The 17,777-nt window shown below is 63.3% G+C and carries 15 protein-coding genes; 12 read left to right on the top strand and 3 right to left on the bottom strand.

Features of this window, described 5'->3' with window-relative positions; genetic code table 11:
- Positions 1 to 44: 44 nt before the first annotated feature.
- The 11 genes from pyrH to lpxB all read left to right on the top strand — a co-directional run bounded on the left by pyrH (position 45) and on the right by lpxB (position 11,261).
- Entirely contained in the window at positions 45 to 767 is a 723-nt protein-coding gene (gene pyrH, locus ACX3P0_RS04475; RefSeq protein ID WP_459086810.1) for a UMP kinase, read from the top strand.
- A 54-nt stretch (positions 768 to 821) separates the two neighbouring features.
- Positions 822 to 1,373: a ribosome recycling factor gene (gene frr, locus ACX3P0_RS04470; RefSeq protein ID WP_459086808.1), complete on the top strand. Its 552-nt coding sequence runs from the start codon at positions 822 to 824 to the stop codon at positions 1,371 to 1,373.
- Positions 1,374 to 1,399: 26 nt separating this feature from the next.
- Entirely contained in the window at positions 1,400 to 2,119 is a 720-nt protein-coding gene (locus ACX3P0_RS04465) for an isoprenyl transferase (protein WP_459078675.1), read from the top strand.
- Positions 2,116 to 2,931, top strand: a complete 816-nt coding sequence (locus ACX3P0_RS04460; RefSeq protein WP_459086807.1) for a phosphatidate cytidylyltransferase — start codon at positions 2,116 to 2,118, stop codon at positions 2,929 to 2,931. Before ACX3P0_RS04465 ends, ACX3P0_RS04460 begins: the two co-directional genes overlap by 4 nt.
- Before the next feature lie 102 nt (positions 2,932 to 3,033).
- Positions 3,034 to 4,176 carry an RIP metalloprotease RseP gene (gene rseP, locus ACX3P0_RS04455; RefSeq protein WP_459086805.1) on the top strand — a complete coding sequence of 381 codons (1,143 nt, stop codon included), beginning with the start codon at positions 3,034 to 3,036 and terminating at the stop codon, positions 4,174 to 4,176.
- Positions 4,177 to 4,396: 220 nt separating this feature from the next.
- Positions 4,397 to 6,787 carry an outer membrane protein assembly factor BamA gene (gene bamA, locus ACX3P0_RS04450; protein WP_459078678.1) on the top strand — a complete coding sequence of 797 codons (2,391 nt, stop codon included), beginning with the start codon at positions 4,397 to 4,399 and terminating at the stop codon, positions 6,785 to 6,787.
- A 75-nt stretch (positions 6,788 to 6,862) separates the two neighbouring features.
- Complete coding sequence (gene lpxD / locus ACX3P0_RS04445) at positions 6,863 to 7,915, top strand: UDP-3-O-(3-hydroxymyristoyl)glucosamine N-acyltransferase (protein WP_459078679.1); 1,053 nt, start codon at positions 6,863 to 6,865, stop codon at positions 7,913 to 7,915.
- On the top strand, positions 7,908 to 8,369 hold the full coding sequence (fabZ, locus tag ACX3P0_RS04440; protein WP_459086804.1) for a 3-hydroxyacyl-ACP dehydratase FabZ: 462 nt from the start codon (positions 7,908 to 7,910) through the stop codon (positions 8,367 to 8,369). Before lpxD ends, fabZ begins: the two co-directional genes overlap by 8 nt.
- A gap of 13 nt (positions 8,370 to 8,382) precedes the next feature.
- Complete coding sequence (gene lpxA / locus ACX3P0_RS04435) at positions 8,383 to 9,216, top strand: acyl-ACP--UDP-N-acetylglucosamine O-acyltransferase (protein WP_459086802.1); 834 nt, start codon at positions 8,383 to 8,385, stop codon at positions 9,214 to 9,216.
- Positions 9,203 to 10,102 carry an LpxI family protein gene (locus ACX3P0_RS04430; RefSeq protein ID WP_459086800.1) on the top strand — a complete coding sequence of 300 codons (900 nt, stop codon included), beginning with the start codon at positions 9,203 to 9,205 and terminating at the stop codon, positions 10,100 to 10,102. The genes lpxA and ACX3P0_RS04430 overlap by 14 nt, the downstream gene beginning before the upstream one ends.
- Entirely contained in the window at positions 10,092 to 11,261 is a 1,170-nt protein-coding gene (lpxB, locus tag ACX3P0_RS04425) for a lipid-A-disaccharide synthase (protein WP_459086799.1), read from the top strand. The genes ACX3P0_RS04430 and lpxB overlap by 11 nt, the downstream gene beginning before the upstream one ends.
- A 104-nt stretch (positions 11,262 to 11,365) precedes the next feature.
- Here the strand turns inward: lpxB and gltA are convergent, their stop codons facing one another.
- A complete protein-coding gene (gene gltA / locus ACX3P0_RS04420; protein ID WP_459078684.1) occupies positions 11,366 to 12,655 on the bottom strand; it encodes a citrate synthase in 1,290 nt (429 codons plus the stop codon).
- A gap of 180 nt (positions 12,656 to 12,835) precedes the next feature.
- A complete protein-coding gene (gene gltX, locus ACX3P0_RS04415) occupies positions 12,836 to 14,260 on the bottom strand; it encodes a glutamate--tRNA ligase (protein WP_459086797.1) in 1,425 nt (474 codons plus the stop codon).
- 95 nt (positions 14,261 to 14,355) lie between these two features.
- On the opposite strand from gltX, the gene ACX3P0_RS04410 reads away from it, so the two are divergent.
- Complete coding sequence (locus ACX3P0_RS04410; RefSeq protein ID WP_459086796.1) at positions 14,356 to 16,839, top strand: ComEC/Rec2 family competence protein; 2,484 nt, start codon at positions 14,356 to 14,358, stop codon at positions 16,837 to 16,839.
- A 102-nt stretch (positions 16,840 to 16,941) separates the two neighbouring features.
- Here ACX3P0_RS04410 and lexA read toward each other — a convergent pair whose 3' ends face one another.
- Positions 16,942 to 17,688 carry a transcriptional repressor LexA gene (lexA, locus tag ACX3P0_RS04405; RefSeq protein ID WP_459078688.1) on the bottom strand — a complete coding sequence of 249 codons (747 nt, stop codon included), beginning with the start codon at positions 17,686 to 17,688 and terminating at the stop codon, positions 16,942 to 16,944.
- Positions 17,689 to 17,777: the final 89 nt, after the last annotated feature.

The following is a 17,777-nucleotide window of genomic DNA, read 5'->3' as shown; positions in this document are numbered from 1 at the left end:
CCACACTCGCCAGAGCCTGCACTCGCCAGAATAATGAGGGACCAATGACGCCCAAGCCGCTTTACCGACGTGTGTTGCTGAAGGCGTCGGGCGAGGCGCTGATGGGCGAGCAGCATTTCGGCATCGACGTTTCGGTGGTCGACCGCATCGCGTCTGATATAGCCGAGGCGCGTGCGCTCGGCGTCGAGGTCGGCGTAGTCATCGGCGGCGGCAACATTTTTCGCGGCGTGGCCGTGGCGTCCAAGGGCGGCGACCGCGTCACCGGCGACCATATGGGCATGCTGGCCACCGTCATCAATTCGCTGGCGCTGCGCACCTCGCTCATCAAGATCGGTGTCGACGCCGTGGTGCTTTCCGCGATCGCCATGCCGGAACTGTGCGAAAGCTTTTCGCAGCGCCAGGCCACGGCCTATATGGACGAGGGCAAGGTTGTGATCTTCGCCGGCGGCACGGGCAATCCGTTTTTCACCACCGATTCGGCAGCAGCGCTGCGGGCGGCGGAAATCGGCGCGGACGCCCTGTTCAAGGGCACGCAGGTGGACGGCGTCTATTCGGCCGATCCCAAGAAGGATCCGCATGCGACCCGTTTCGAGCGCATCACGCATGCCGAAGTCATCAACAAGGGCCTGTCCATCATGGATACGGCCGCGATTGCGCTTGCGCGCGAAAACAACATACCGATAATCGTCTATTCCATCCACGAAGGGGGCGGCTTCGGCGAAATCCTCAAGGGTGGCGGTCGCTGCACGATTGTCGCGGACGCTTGACGGTACTTTTTTCCAAAGACGCGGAGCCCGGATGAACGGGCCGAGGAGTTAAAGATGAGCGATTATGACGATCTGAAGCGGCGCATGGACGGGGCAATCGCCGCGTTCAGGCATGATATCGCCTCGCTGCGCACGGGCAGGGCGTCCAGCAATCTGCTCGACGCGATCCAGGTGCAGGCATACGGTACGGCGATGCCCATCAACCAGGTGGCAAACGTCTCGGTGCCGGAACCGCGCATGATCTCGGTGTCCGTCTGGGACAAGTCGATGGTCGGCGCCGTCGACCGCGCCATCCGCGAGGCCAATCTGGGCTTCAACCCCATCGTCGACGGCACCAATCTGCGGATACCGCTGCCGGAACTGAACGAGCAGCGCCGCAAGGAACTGGTCAAGATTTCCCACACCTATGCCGAAAACGCCCGCGTCGCCGTGCGTCATGTGCGCCGCGACGGCATGGAAACGCTGAAGAAGGCCGAAAAAGACGGCGACATCAGCGAGGACGATCAGCGCAAGCAGGCCGACCAGGTACAGAAACTGACCGACGATACGATCAGCACCATCGACAGTCTGCTTTCCGATAAGGAAACTGAAATCATGCAGGTCTAGGGTCAGGCTGGCCCGAAAGCGAGAACATGACAACGCCCGCGCATGTCGCGATCATCATGGACGGAAATGGACGCTGGGCCAAGGCGCGCGGCCTGCCGCGCCTTGCCGGCCATCGCGCCGGCGTCGAGGCGTTGCGCAAGACGGTGCGCGCTGCCCCCGGCCTCGGCATCTCGTACCTCACGGTCTATGCGTTTTCGTCGGAGAACTGGTCGCGGCCCAAATCCGAGGTCAGCGATCTGATGGGCCTCTTGAAACTGTTCATCCGCCGCGACCTCGCCGAACTGCATCAAGCGGGCGTGCGCGTTCGAATCATCGGCGACAGGGCTAACCTCCAGCCCGACATCAAGGCGCTGCTGGAGGAAGCGGAAACGCTGACCGCCGGCAATGCGGCGCTGACGCTGGTCATCGCCTTCAACTATGGCGGGCGCGACGAGATCGTGCGCGCGGCGCAAAAGCTGGCGAAACTGGCTGTGCGTGGCGAACTCGAGGTCGAGGCGATCACCGCCGACCTGTTCTCCGATTCGCTCGACACGGGCGACATTCCCGATCCCGAGCTTGTCATCCGCACCAGCGGCGAGCTTCGCCTGTCGAATTTCCTGCTCTGGCAAGCGGCCTACAGCGAACTGGTGTTCCTGCCGTGCTTCTGGCCGGATTTCAACGAGGAGCATCTTGTGGACGCCCTGCGCGATTTCGCCCGGCGCGATCGCCGCTTCGGCGGCTTGACGCCTCGGGAAGCGGTTTCATGAGCAATCTTCAACTCCGTATCATTTCGGCCATCGTCATGGCGGCGGTCGTGCTTGGCTTTACCTGGCTTGGCGGCTTGCCGTTCCGGCTTTTATGCGCGCTGATTTCGGCTGCGGTCTTTTACGAATGGTCGCGCATGGCGCGGCAAAAGCCGGCTACCGGCCTTGGGCTTGTGCCGGAAGCGCTGATGGCGGTTTTCGTGGTGGCGCTGCTTGCCGGGCTTGCGGCGCATATCCTTCTGTTGCTCGTCCTTGCCATGGTTGTCGTCGGCGCGGTTCTCGGCGCTGTGGGCAAGACGGGGCAGTGGGAAGCGGGCGGCCTCGCCTATGCCGGGCTATCCGGCCTGACGCTGGCCTTGCTGCGCGACGGCGACCATTCCGGCCTGGTGGCGATCCTGTTCCTGTTCGCGGTGGTGTGGGCAACTGACATTTGCGCCTATTTCGTCGGGCGCGCCGTTGGCGGTCCCAAGCTCGCGCCGTCGATCTCGCCCGGCAAGACGCAAAGCGGAGCGCTGGGCGGCACGGTCGGCGGCGTCGTCGCGGGCCTGCTGCTGGCTTTGGGCATGGGGTCCGGCAATCTTGCAACACTGGGCCTGGTGGCGCTGGTTCTGTCGGTCGTCTCGCAAGCCGGCGACCTGTTCGAATCCTGGGTCAAGCGGCAGCACGGCGCCAAGGATTCCAGCACGCTCATTCCGGGCCATGGCGGCGTCATGGACCGCGTCGACGGCCTTGTCGCGGCGGCGCTGGCCCTATACGTGATCGGCTGGATGCTGGCTTCCGCCGATCACCCCGCGCAGGGGCTGTTTCCGGTTTGACCGGCGGGGTTCGGGACATAGCGCCAAAAAGGTCACGGATTTGCCCGCTTTGGATACACAGTCACGGTGCTGCCTGCGCCGCAGGCGTATTGGGGTTGTGAATTGAACGAAATTTTCCACGCGCTTTTCAGCCCGCAGGGCCTTGTTGTGGGAACGCTGGTGCCGTTCCTGTTCGTGCTGACGGTCGTCGTTTTCGTGCATGAAATGGGCCATTATCTCGTCGGCCGCTGGTGCGGCATCGGCGTTCAGGCGTTTTCCGTCGGTTTCGGCCCGGAACTCATAGGCTTCAACGACAGGCGCGGCACCCGCTGGAAGCTGTGCGCCATCCCGCTTGGCGGCTATGTCAAGTTCGTTGGCGACATGAGCGTCACATCCAGCCAGCCCGGTGAGCAGGAAATCGACGCGCTAAGCGATGCGGAGCGCAAGGTCGCCTTTCACACACAGCCGGTGTGGAAGCGCGCGGCGACCGTTTTTGCCGGTCCGCTGTTCAACTTCCTGCTGACCATCGTCGTCTTTACCGTGCTGTTTACCGCCTATGGCCGCTATGTCGCCGAGCCGATGGTGGCGGAAGTGACCGCCGGAAGCCCGGCCCAAAAGGCCGGCATCCTGCCCGGCGACCGTTTCGTCAGCGTCGACGGAACGAAGGTCGAGACCTTTGCCGATGTCCAGCGCCTGGTTTCGGGCCGCGGCGGCGACACGATCACCTTCGTCATGCTGCGCGACGGCCGGGAAATCACGGTTTCAGCCGCGCCCCAGCTGATGGAGCAGGAAGACGCGCTCGGCAACAAGATCAAGGTTGCGATCGTCGGCGTCGTCAACAATCAGGAACTCGGCCAGCCGCGGCTGATAACCTACGGTCCGGGCGGCGCATTGGTGGCGGCGGTCGAGGAGACCGGGCACATCATCCAGCGCACCGGCCAATTCCTGACGCGCTTTGCCGTTGGTCGCGAGGACAAGTGCCAGTTGGGCGGTCCGGTGAAGATCGCTGGCATGGCCGGACAGGCGGCCAAGCTTGGCTTCGAATGGCTGGTGCAACTTGTCGCGCTGCTGTCGGTCGGCATCGGCTTCCTCAACCTGCTGCCGATTCCACCGCTTGATGGCGGGCACCTCGTCTTCTACGCCATCGAGGCGGTGATCCGCCGCCCGGTGTCGGAACGCGCGATGGAAATGGTCTATCGCGCCGGCATGTTTCTGGTTTTGGCCTTCATGGTGTTCGTTTTCTGGAATGACCTGTTTGGGTGCTGAAATCATGAACAAATTCGTCTCTGGAGCGAACCCGTTGAGGGCGCGTTTACCATGATGGGGCAATTGCGTGACGCGAATGCCACGCATTGAGCCTAAGTAAATACAAATTAACCAGAAGCCTTGCGTGTAGGGAAAATCCGGTTAATACGGTACGAGAAAATAACCGCGAACGTCCGGTCTTCTCGCCGTGGGGACTTCGAGAAAAAGGTTTTATAGCTCGATGAAGGCAGCATCCAAGTTCAAGAGCGCCGCGTCCGCGGTCGCTTTGTCTGCCGCGCTGGTAGTACCCGGCGCGATTGCCGTGCAGTTTGCTGCCGTCGCCGCCGCTGCGGCTGCCGTCGTCAGCAGCGTCAAGGTGAGCGGCAACCAGCGCATCGATGCGGACACCATCCGCAACTATGTCGGCATCAAGCCCGGCAAGGCTTTCTCCAGCGCCGATATCGACGAGGCCGTCAAGACGCTGTTCGGCACCGGGCTGTTCTCGGACGTGCAGGTCAACCAGGTCGGTTCCTCGCTGGTGATCAAGGTCGCGGAATACCAGGTCGTCAATCAGGTCCTGTTCCAGGGCAACAAGAAGATCAAGGACGCGCAACTGTCCAATACGGTTCAGTTGAAGCCGCGTGGTTCCTATTCGCAGGCCACTGTCGATGCCGACGTCGAGGCGATCAGGGCAGCCTACCGGCACATTGGCCGCGATGACGCCACGGTGACGACGCAGATCATGGATCTGGGCGACAACCGCGTGAACGTCGTTTTCGACATCAACGAAGGCGACCGCACCAAGATTGCCGCCGTCAACTTCGTCGGCAACCACGCCTATTCGAGCCGCCGCCTGTCCGACGTCATCAGCACCAAGCGTTCGGGCGTCCTGTCGTTCGTCCTGCGCGACGATATCTATGACGAGCAGAAGCTGCAGGCTGACCAGGAACTGCTGCGCCGATTCTATTTCAACCACGGCTATGCCGACTTCCAGGTCGTCTCCGCCGTGGGTGCGCTCGATCCGTCGACCAACGAATATACCGTGACCGTCACGGTGGACGAGGGCGCGCGCTATACGTTCGGCGACGTCAGCGTCGATAGCACCATCCCCGAAGTGGACAGCAAGTCGCTGCAGTCGGTAGTCGAGACGCGTAGCGGCGACGTTTACAACGCCAAGGATGTCGAGGATTCCATCATCGGCCTGACCGAGAAGGTGGCCGGTTCCGGCTACGCCTTCGCGCAGGTGACGCCGCGCGGCGACCGCAATTTCGAGAACCACACCATTTCGGTTGTCTATACGGTCGATCAGGGCACCAAGGCCTATATCGAGCGCATCGAAATCCGAGGCAATTCGCGCACCCGCGACTATGTCATCCGCCGCGAATTCGATCTCAGCGAGGGCGATGCCTTCAACCAGGTCATGGTCAAGCGCGCGAAGAAGCGGCTGGAAGACCTTAATTACTTTACGAGCGTCGATATTTCGACGGCACCGGGTTCGGAACCCGACCAGGTTATCCTGGTTGTCAATGTGGTCGAAAAGTCGACCGGCGAGTTCTCGATCGGCGCCGGCTATTCGACGGGTGGCGACACGCCCGGGCCGACGGTTTCCGGTTCCGTCACCGAGCGCAACTTCCTCGGCCGCGGCCAGTTCATCCGCCTGTCCGCTGGCGGCGGACGCCATTCGCGCGACTATGCGGTTTCGTTCACGGAACCGTATTTCCTCGGCCGCCGCATCGCCGCCGGCTTCGACATTTTCCGCTCGACGCGCGAATACGACACCTACGATTCGCAGTCGACGGGCGCCACGGTGCGCTTCGGCCTGCCGATCACCGACAATATCTCCACGCAGTTGGCGTACAACATCTCGCAGGAAGAGTATAAGTTCGCCGACAATTGCGTCTTTCCAGGTACTGTGGACTATAATCCGGCTGCCTGTGATATTTCCTCGGCTATTCGGGACGCCATTATCGATCCGGCAACGGGCGAGGAGCGCGATCCCTGGATCAAGTCTTCGATCAGCGCCGGTTTGACCTACAACACCATCGACGACATGAAGAACCCGCGCGACGGCATCTACGCCAACTTCAACACCGAAGTCGCCGGTGTCGGCGGCGACGCGAAGTTCGTGAAGGTCACTGCGCGCGCGTCTTATTACCGGACCCTCTCGGAGCAGTTGGATCTGGTCGGCCTGATATCGGCCGGCGGTGGCCACGTCGAGAGCTATGGCGACACCGGGCTGCGCGTGTTCGACCACTTCCAGGGTACCGACCGCATGATTCGCGGCTTTGAATACAACGGCTTCGGGCCTGTGGCGTCGGATACCAGCGGCGACCATCTCGGCGGCACGACCTATTTCAACGCCTCGGCTGAAGCGCAGTTCCCGCTGCCGGTCGTTCCGGAAAGCCTTGGCCTGCGCGGCGCGGTGTTTGCCGATGCGGCAACGCTTTATGGCAACGACCTTGCAGGTGTTAACCCCGACTCGACGGGCATGGATTGGCGCGCCTCGGTCGGTGTCGGCCTGCTGTGGGCTTCGCCCTTCGGTCCGTTGCGCATCGATTATGCCGTTCCGGTCAAGAAGAGAGATACGGACGATGTGCAGGAGTTCAACTTCGGTATGTCGACCCGCTTCTGACCTTCCGGTCGCCCTGCTTGCGGACCGTGCCGGCCCGCGAGCGAATGTTCCTATATAGCTGGATATTGCCCAGGAATGACTGATCCGGTGTTTTTCGTGCCTTCACGCCGGCTTACGGTGGGCGAGGTGGCGAATCTTACCGGGGCCGTCCTGGCCGATCCCGGCCATTCCCAGATCGTGATCGATACACTGGCTCCCGCCAGCGAGGGTGGCGCGGGTGCGCTGGTCTTCGTCGAGGGCAAGCGTAATTTCGCGCTGTTGAACGCGCTGAAGGCGGCGGCGATTCTTTGCCCCGCCGAAGCAGCAAAAATTGCCCCGGTGGACGTTGCCGTCCTCGTTCATTCGCGGCCGCAGCAAGCTTTCGCGCTGGTTGGACGGCTGCTTTTCCCGACCGCGGCCATGCCCGGGCCGATGACCTCCGAGACCGGGGTTTCCCCGCACGCCCATGTCGATCCGACCGCTGTTATCGAGCTAGGCGCGATCATCGAGGCGGGTGCCGTCATCGGGCCGCACGTGGCCATCGGCAGCGGCACCGTCATTGCGCCGAATGCCTTTATCGGGCAATCCTGCCAGGTCGGCCGCGACGGCTATATCGGGCCTAGCGCCAGCATCCAGTATGCGCTGATCGGCAATCGCGTGGTTGTCCATGGTGGCGCGCGGATCGGGCAGGACGGTTTCGGTTTCGTCTCGGGCGACAAGGGGCCGGAGAGGATGCCGCAGGTCGGGCGGGTCGTCATCCAGGACGATGTCGAGATCGGGGCGAATTCGACGGTGGATCGCGGCGCCATGTCGGACACCGTCATCGGCGAGGGCACCAAGATCGATAATCTCGTGCAGATCGGGCACAATGTGCGCATCGGGCGCGGCTGCATCATTGCCGGACATTGTGGTCTGTCGGGTTCCGTGACATTAGGCGATTTCGTGATGCTGGGCGGTCGCGTCGGCATTGCCGATCACGTTTCGATCGGTGCCGGTGCGCAGGTTGCGGCGTCGTCGGGCCTGATGCATGACATCCCCGCCGGCGAGCGTTGGGCGGGGCTGCCGGCGCAGCCGACGCGCGAATTCTTTCGCGAACTGTCGCTGATCCGGTCGCTGGCGCGAAACAAGAAGGGTGACCAGAATGGGTGAAGGCTCCGTGGTGCTCGAATCTGTCGACATACTCGGCCTGCTGAAGCTTTTGCCGCATCGCTATCCGTTCCTGATGATCGACCGCATCGTCGAGGTCGACGGCGACGACTCGGCCGTAGGCATCAAGAACGTCACCATCAACGAGCCGCATTTCGCCGGTCATTTCCCCGAGCAGCCGGTCATGCCCGGCGTGCTCATCGTCGAGGCGATGGCGCAGACGGCCGGTGCCATCTGCATCCGCGCCGTTGGTGCGGAACGGCCGTCGCTGGTCTATTTCCTCACCATCGACAACGCCAAATTCCGCAAGCCCGTCGTTCCGGGCGACCAGTTGAGAATCCGCGTCCGCAAGATCAAGATGCGTGGCAACCTGCTCAAATTCGCCTGCGAAGCCACGGTAGACGGGGGCAAGGTTGCCGAGGCCGAGATTTCGGCGATGATGGTGGACAAGGATTGAAATCCGGGTGCTTATGAAAATCCAGACAGTCATTCATCCGTCGGCGGTTGTCGAGGCCGGCGCCCAGATCGGCGCATGCGTGCAGATCGGTCCGTTCTGCCATATCAGCGCGGACGCGGTTATCGGCGACAATGTCGAGCTGATCGGCCACGTCTCGATCCTCGGCGCGACCACCATCGGGGCTTCCACGAAGGTCTACCCGATGGCGACATTGGGCGGGCCGCCGCAAAACACCAAGCACAAGGGCGGCCGCACCACGCTGGTCATCGGCTCCAACTGCATGATCCGCGAAGGCGTGACCATGCATCTCGGCACCGATTCCAGCCGCGGCGAGACGACGGTTGGCGACAATGGCAATTTCCTCGCCTATGCCCATATCGCGCATGACTGCATTGTCGGCCACAACGCCACTTTCGCCAATGGCGCGACGCTGGGCGGCCATTGCGAGATTGGCGACAACGTCTATATCGGCGGGCTTAGCGCCGTGCACCAGTTCGTGCGGGTCGGCGACAACGCCTTTCTCGCCGGCTGCTCGGCATTCGTCGGCGACGTCATCCCCTACGCCATCGCCGTGGGCAACCGCGCCAGCCTTCGCGGCCTGAACATCATCGGGCTGAAGCGGGCCGGCCTGAAGCGCTCGGACATCCAGTTGTTGCGCCGGTGCTATAACGCCATCTTCGACCGCTCGCGCACGGTTGCCGAGAACGTCGAACACGCTAGGGACGAATTCTCCGCTTCGCCCGAAGCCATGAAGATTATCGACTTCATCACCCATCGTGGCCACCGTCACTACGCCGTCCCGCGTCTCAAGGGCGGGGCCGCTGACGATACCGATGACGAGGACTGAGAACCCGCCGCCTGTCCAGTTCGAGGCCGGTTCGCGGGTCGGGATCGTCGCGGGGGGCGGCAGGTTGCCGGAAGCCGTGGCGCACGCGCTTGAACAGCAGGGCCACAGGCCTTTCGTCGTGCTGCTGGAAGGCGAGGCGGACCCGGACGGGCCGCTTGGCGCTAACGACCATGCCCTTCTAAAGCTGGAGCATTTCAGTTCGCTCGTGCCGCTGTTGAAGCGCCATGGCGTCACCCATGTGGTGCTGGCCGGCGAGGTCAAGCGGCGGCCGAAGCTATCGGCCGTGCGGCTTAACGCCAGCCTTCTCGCGGCGCTGCCGCGTTTGGCCATCGAGCTTTCGCTGGGTGACGACGGGCTGCTGCGGGCGATCTTGCGCTACATCGAGCGGCGCGGCGTCAAGGTGGTCGGCGCGCATGAGGTGGTGCCTGAGCTGATCGCCGTCGAGGGCTGCCACACCAAGGCCGCACCGCTGCCGTCCGACAAGCGCGACCTGGAAGCCGCCCGCGCTGCCGCCGAGGCCATCGGCGCGCTGGACATCGGGCAGGGAGCCGTATCGGTCGGCGGGCGCGTCATCGCGCTTGAGGGCATCGAAGGAACGGATGGCCTGCTGGCGCGGGTGCGCGATCTTCGCGATCATGGCCGCATCGCTGGAAAAGCGCGCGGCGTGCTGGTCAAATGCGCCAAGCCCGGCCAGGAGGCGAGGGCGGACCTGCCTTCCATCGGCCCGAACACCATTGATGGCGCGCATGCCGCCGGCCTGGCGGGCGTCGCTGTCGAGGCTGGTCATTCGCTGATCCTCGACGGGCCGGAAATGATCGCGCGCGCCAATGCGCTTGGGCTGTTCGTGGTCGGCCTGCCGCCGAAAGTCGCTTCCCATGGCCGGTGAGCGCGCGCTGACCATCGCCATCGTCTCCGGCGAGGAATCCGGCGATCTTCTCGGGGCCGACCTCGTCCGCGCCTTGCGCAAGGCGACTGGCCGCGAGATCCGGCTGGTCGGGGTCGGCGGGCGGCATTTGCAGGAACTTGGCCTCGTCTCGCTGTTCGACGCCGGCGAAATCGCGCTGGTCGGCTTCAGTGCGGTGGTTCGCGATCTGCCGCGGCTGATCCGCCGGATCGGCCAGACGGCAAGGGCGATTGTCGCGGAAAAACCCGACTGCCTCATCACCATCGACAGCCCCGACTTTTCGCTGCGCGTTGCCAAAAAGGTGCGCGCCGCCGATCCGGCGATCCCCATCGTCCACTATGTCTGTCCAAGCGTCTGGGCGTGGCGGCCGGGCAGGGCGGTGGCGATGCGGCCCTATGTGGACCGCATCTTGTGCGTGTTGCCGTTCGAGGTGGCCGAACTGGATCGCCTCGGCGGCCCTCCCGGCACCTATGTCGGGCATCGCCTGACCCATAATCCGGGCGTTCTGGCGGCAGAGGAGGCGCAAGCCGCACCCCGCGATCTATCCGCGGATCGCGAAAAGACGCTGCTCATCCTGCCCGGTTCCCGGCGCAGCGAGGTGCGCAAACTGATCGGCCCGTTCGGCGAGACGGTTTCGCTGTTGCGCGCGCGCGGGCACCGCCTTCGCCTGTTGCTGCCGACGGTCCCGCATGTCGCGGAACTGGTTCGCTCGGCTGTTGCCGGCTGGGAGCTTCAGCCGGAAATCACCGTCGATCAGGAACAGAAATGGCACGCCTTCGGGCAGGCCGACGCAGCGCTGATCGCGTCGGGCACCGTATCGCTGGAACTGGCGCTGTCCGGGGTTCCGATGATCTCCTGCTACAAGCTCGATCCATTGGCGCGCAGTATTGCGAGGAGAGCGTTGATCGCGTGGTCGGGCTCGCTGCCAAACCTCATTGCCGATAAGCCGCTCGTTCCCGAACGGTACGACGAGTTTGTGCATCCGCCGGTGATCGCGCGCGAGCTGGAAGCGCTGTTCGCCGATACCGGCTTGCGCGCGTGGCAGAAGGCTGGCTTTGCCGAAGTGGCACGGCGCATGGCAACGCTGCGCCCGGCAGGCGATCTGGCGGCCGAAGCGGTGCTGGAAGCAGTAGGGCAGTAGGGCAGTAGGGCAGTAGGGCAGTAGGGCAGTAGGGCAGTAGGGCAGTAGGGCAGTAGGGCAGTAGGGTGTGCATTCCCTGCATACTGCCCTATTCCCCTAATCTCCTACCTCTTCGCGATCGGCACGTAGTCGCGCTCCGGCGAGCCCGTATAAAGCTGGCGCGGGCGACCGATCTTCTGGTGCGGGTCCTCGATCATTTCCTTCCACTGGGCGATCCAGCCGACGGTGCGCGCAACCGCGAACAGCACGGTGAACATGGTGGTGGGGAAGCCCAGAGCCTTCAGCGTGATGCCGGAATAGAAGTCGACGTTCGGGTAGAGCTTCTTCTCGATGAAATATTCGTCGGTCAGCGCGATCTTTTCCAGTTCCATGGCGATGTCGAGCATCGGGTCGTCCTTGATGCCGAGTTCGGTCAGGACCTCATGCGCGGTCTGCTGCATGATCTTGGCGCGCGGATCGTAGTTCTTGTAGACGCGGTGGCCAAAGCCCATCAGCCGGAACGGGTCGTTCTTGTCCTTGGCGCGATCGATGAATTCAGGGATGTGGTCGACATGGCCGATCTCGCCCAGCATGTTCAGCGCCGCCTCGTTGGCGCCGCCATGCGCCGGTCCCCACAGGCAGGCGATGCCCGCCGCGATACAGGCAAACGGATTGGCGCCCGAAGAACCGGCGAGCCGCACCGTCGAGGTCGAGGCGTTCTGCTCGTGATCGGCGTGCAGGATGAAGATGCGCTCCATGGCGCGCGCCAGCACCGGGTTGACCTTGTATTCCTCGCATGGCACCGCAAAACACATGTTCAGGAAATTGGCGGCGAAGCCGAGGTCGTTCTTCGGGTAAACGAAGGGCTGGCCGATATGGTATTTGTAGGCCATTGCCGCGATGGTCGGCATCTTGGCGATGAGGCGCATGGAGGCGACCATGCGCTGGTACGGATCGGAAATATCGGTCGAGTCGTGATAGAACGCCGACAGCGCGCCAACCACGCCGCACATCACCGCCATCGGATGCGCATCGCGGCGGAAGCCGGTGAAGAACTTGGACATCTGCTCATGCACCATGGTGTGGCGCGTGATGCGGTGGTCGAAATCGTCCTTCTGGGCCTTGGTCGGCAGTTCGCCGTACAGCAGCAGGTAGCAGACCTCCAGGAAGTCGCCATGTTCGGCAAGCTGGTCGATCGGGTAGCCGCGATGCAGCAGGATGCCGGCGTCGCCGTCGATATAGGTGATGGCCGAATCGCAGCTTGCGGTGGAGGTAAAGCCTGGATCGTAGGTGAAGGCTCCTGTCGTCGAGTACAGCGCGCCGATGTCGATGACGTCCGGCCCGACGGACCCGCTTCGCACCTTGAGTTCGTGAGTTTTGCCGCCAAATTCCAGCGTTGCAGTTTTTTCGGTCATCGCAAACTCCTAAAGTTCTGTATGCCGGCTTCCCGATCATACGTTCCTGACATCGACAGGCGGCAATTCAATTGACCTGCAACGGGTGGCCGGTGCGGCTTCCGGCATGGATAAAAACAGTAGTTAATGTTGCACCGCAATAGACCTGTTTCAATCCAAAACTATGACAGCATAGCTGCCCTAATCGATTTGATCTCCAACACGTGACAGACTTTCTTCGCGGCCGAGCACCGCAAGGACATCGAAAACCCCGGGCGAGGTGCTTTTGCCGGTAAGGGCCGCCCGCAAAGGTTGCGCCACGGCCCCGAGCTTGTGTCCTTCAGCAGTCGCGAACGTGCGAATCGCGGCTTCGGCATTGGCCGCCGACCACTCGCCGGACACGCCTTGCAGCGCGGCCAGTGCGCCGCGCAAAATGCCCTTGGCCTCTGCGGTGAGCACGGTGGCTGCTTTCTCGTCCAGCGGCAGCGGCCGCTCCGCAAACAAGAAGGCCGCGCCATCCAGCAGTTCCACCAGCGTCTTGGCGCGCTCCTTGAGGCCGGGGAGCGCTGCAAGCAACTGCGCCTTGCGGCCGGCGTCGAGGCGCGCGGCAACGGCCAGGCCGCCTTCGAGATAGGGCAAGGTGGCGACAAAAATGTCGAGCAGGGCCACATCGTCCATGCGGCGCATATGCACGCCGTTGATCGCTTCCAGCTTGGCGAAATCGAAGCGGGCCGCACCCTTGTTGACGTCGGTTATGTCGAACCATTTGACCATGTCGGTCACCGACATGACCTCGTCGTCGCCATGGCTCCAGCCAAGACGCGCCAGGTAGTTAAGTAGCGCTTCCGCCAAATAGCCCATGGCGCGGTAAGCCTCGACGCCGAGCGCCCCGTGGCGCTTCGAAAGCTTGGCGCCGTCCGCCCCGTGGATCAGCGGAATATGCGCCATTTCCGGCACCTCCCAGCCCATGGCGCGGTAGATCACCGTCTGGCGCGCGGCATTGGTCAGGTGGTCGTCGCCCCGGATAATATGGGTGACGCCCATGTCGTGATCGTCGACGACGACGGCGTGCATGTAGGTCGGGTTTCCGTCGGAGCGCAGGATGATGAAATCGTCGAGATCCTTGTTGGGAAAGCGCACCTCGCCCTGCACCAGATCGCGCACCACCGTCTCGCCGTCTGTCGGCGCCTTGATGCGGATCGCACCCGGCACGCCTTCGGGCGCTTCGGCTGGATCGCGGTCGCGCCAGCGGCCGTCATAGCGCGGCGGCCGCCCCTCGGCGCGCGCGGTTTCGCGCATTTCGGTGAGTTCGGCAGGTGTTGCGTAGCAGTAATAGGCCTTGCCCTGCCGCACGAGTTCTTCGGCCACTTCGCGGTGGCGCGGCGCACGCTCGAACTGCGACACCGGCTCGCCGTTCCATTTCAGGCCGAGCCAGCTAAGGCCGTCGAGAATGGCGGCGGTCGCCGCTTCCGTGGAGCGCTCCCGGTCGGTGTCTTCGATGCGTAGCAGCATCGTGCCGCCGACATGCTGCGAATAGAGCCAGTTGAACAGTGCCGTGCGCGCGCCGCCTATGTGCAGGTAGCCGGTTGGCGAAGGAGCGAAACGGGTGACGATCTTGTCGGACATGTCGAATTCTCGAAGGAAATGGTTTTTGCGCGCGGGGTTTCGCGCCTCGCGCGTTCATGTAGCATAGGAGGTCGAGGGCGCAAGGGGCAGACCCGATGGCTGGACTGGGCCGGGGCAGCACGCACAGCGCCGGCGCAAGTGAAAACGCCGGCGAACGGCTGTTGCTGGGCCTTGCGCCGCCGAAAGAGCGCTATTCGGTTGTCGAACCGCAAAATCTCGCCTTGCCGCGCGACACCAGCGGAAATATCGCTCCGCCTTTTCCAGAGACCCTTGATCACGTCAAAACAAGGCGTTGCCGCTTTGCCGTCGCCACCTTGCCAGGCCGCATAGCGGCTGCTTCCATTACCGAGCTTGATCGCGGCGTCGTGTTTCTACTGGTGCCGGTGTTTCTCGCCATCGGCGTGGCGCTCTATTTTTCGCTCGATGCCGAGCCCGGCTTTCTGCAACCGGTAGCGCTGGTCTGCGCGCTGGCCGGCGTGGCGTTCCTGTCGCGCGCGCGTCCGTTACCGTATCTCTGCCTGACCGCCGCCCTGCTATGCAGCCTTGGCTTCCTCGCAGCCAAGATCGAGACGTGGCGTGCCGGCACCCAGACCATGGGATCGGAAATATCGACTAGCCTGACCGGGCGGGTCGTGTCGGTCGATCAGATGGAAACCGGCCGTGTCAGGCTGACCCTCGACGTACTCTCGACGGCGAGGCCGACGCTGCGTTATGCGCCGGAGCGGGTACGGCTGTCCGCGCGTACGATTCCGCAAGGCGTTACCGCAGGGTCTGTGCTGAACGGTTATGTCCGGCTTTTGCCGCCGACCGGCCCGGTGCGGCCCGACAGCTACGACTATTCCTTCCAGAGTTATTTCGACGGTATCGGCGCGAGCGGCTTCTTCCTGAGCAATCCGAAGCGGGTTGCCTCGGCGTCGATGCCGGTATCGGCAAGGGTGGCGTCCGCGATCGAAAACGCGCGCGAAGCCATTGCCGGCCGTATTCGGCAAAGCGTCGGCGGTCCCGAAGGCGAGATCGCCGCCGCGCTGATCGTTGGCGTGCGCGCCGGCATCCCGGACGCCATCAACGAAGCCATGCGCAAGACTGGCATTTACCACATCATCTCGATTTCTGGCCTGCACATGGCGCTGGTTGCCGGCACGATCATGCTGCTGCTGCGCGGCGGGTTCGCGCTGTTTCCCGATTTCTCCTCGCGCCGGCCGGTGAAAAAATATGCCGCCGCCGCCGCGCTCTTTTCCATCGCCGCCTATCTTGCCATTTCGGGCGTCGTGGTGGCCGCCGAGCGCAGTTTCATCATGCTGGCGGTCATGCTGCTGGCCGTGCTGTTCGACCGCGCGGCGCTGACCATGCGCAATCTGGCCATTTCCGCCATTGCGGTGATCGTGGTGTCGCCGCACGAGGTCGTCGGCCCGAGCTTCCAGATGTCGTTTGCGGCAACCGCGGCCCTGGTCGGCGCCTATGCCGGCTGGTCCGATTACCGGTCGGGGCGGGCAGGCGGCAAGGTGCCCGCGCGCCGCTCTGTCGCAGGCCTTCTGTCACGCAAATTCCTGGCGGGAATGGGCGGTCTCGCGATGACGTCCATCATCGCCGGAGGCGCTACGACGCTTTATGCCATGTGGCATTTCCAGCGCGTCGCGCCGCTCAGCCTGTTTGCCAATCTGGCGGTGATGCCCATCGTCTCGGTCATCGTCATGCCGTTTGCCGTGCTTGCCGCGCTGGCCATGCCGTTCGGCGCGGATGGCCCCTTCCTCTATGTCATGGGCAGGGGGCTGGCCGCGATGATCGTCATATCCGACTGGATCGCGGCGCGCTCGCCCATCGACGCGGTCGGCCTCGTTTCCGTCCAGTCGGTGCTGTTCATCACCGGCGCGCTGGTCTTTGCCACGATGGCGACCACCTGGCTACGGCTTGCGGCACTACCCCTGGCGATTGCCGGTCTGCTGGCGGTGCCCATGGTGAAGACGCCGGACGTGCTGGTGTCGGAGGATGCTCGGCTTGTCGCCGTGTCGATCGGCGGGGGCGAACTGGCGGTCAACCGACCTCGACCCAACGCGTTCACCATCGACAATTGGCGCCGCGCGCTCAATGCCGAAACCGTCATTAAGCCGGAGATGGTCAAGGTTAAAACCTCAGGGGCCAAAACCCTCGAGTTTGACCTTGCCGACAGCATGGAACTACCGCCGGGAACGCCGTTCCTGTGCGCGCAAGGCCTGTGTGTCGCCCGTCACGAGGCCGGCGCGCTGGTTGCCCATGCGCAGGACGCCAAGGCGGCCAGACCCGCCTGCGCCTTCGCGAGCGTGATCATCATCGACGACGCGACCGCCTCCGACCCATGCCGCGATCCGCTGGTCACGGTGATCACCAAGCGCCAACTGGCTCGCTCCGGCAGCGTCGAGATATTCTTCAACCGGCAATCGGCAGCAGTACCGGCGGAAATCCGTTTCGCCGTCGAAGAACACTATCGGCCCTGGCACACGCAGCGGAAGTTTTCACGCGAGGCCCGCGGCTTGCCGCCTTATAAAAAGGTGGTTCGGACAAGAACCAAAACGACCGGTGTCACCACAGCGGGCGACGATTGAGCCCAACGCGGCGGCTGTCGAGCGATCTTGCTGGATTAAGCCAGCGTTTTGAACACGACGGCCGACTAGCATTTGCCATGCCAGTTCAGGAAGGCCGTCGACTCAGTAACGTCGGATCAGCCCGACCAGTTTGCCCTGCACCTTGACCCTGTCAGGTCCGAAGATGCGCGTTTCGTAGGCGGGATTGGCGGCTTCAAGCGCGATGGACGCGCCCTTGCGGCGAAACCGCTTCAGCGTGGCTTCTTCCTCATCGACGAGGGCGACGATAATTTCGCCGGGATTGGCGGTGTTGGCATTGCGGATGATGACCGTATCGCCGTCGAAGATGCCGGCCTCGATCATCGAATCGCCCTTCACCTCCAGCGCGTAGTGCTCACCGCCCATGATCATGTCCGGCGGAACCGAGATCGAATGCGTCTTGTGCTGGATGGCGTCGATCGGCACGCCGGCGGCGATGCGTCCCATGACCGGGATCGAGACATTGGCGGCGACATCGTCGTCATTGCCCGCGCTCTGCAGCCGAGAGTTCTTGCCTTGCCCGCCCGAATTGCCCTGGCCCGAACCATTCTGACCCTGGCCACCCTGAATGACGCTGGGCGAAAATTTGCGCGCCCCGTTGAAACTGGGCGTCAGCGATTCCGGCATGCGCAAGACTTCGAGAGCACGTGCGCGGTTGGGAAGCCGGCGGATGAAGCCGCGTTCCTCCAGTGCGGTAATCAGGCGATGAATCCCCGACTTCGAGGCAAGATCGAGCGCATCCTTCATCTCGTCGAAGGAGGGCGGAACGCCGCTCTCCTTCAGCCTTTCGTTGATGAAGAGAAGCAGTTCGTGTTGCTTGCGCGTCAGCATGGCGGCCCCCGGCGGTCCGATATGGAATCGGAAAAACAAAACCAGAACAAACAGTATCTGTTCCAGTTGTGTTCCGCAACCATTTAAAG

This window comes from Mesorhizobium sp. A556 (assembly GCF_054489545.1).
This window is presented reverse-complemented; position numbering and strand designations above follow the sequence as displayed.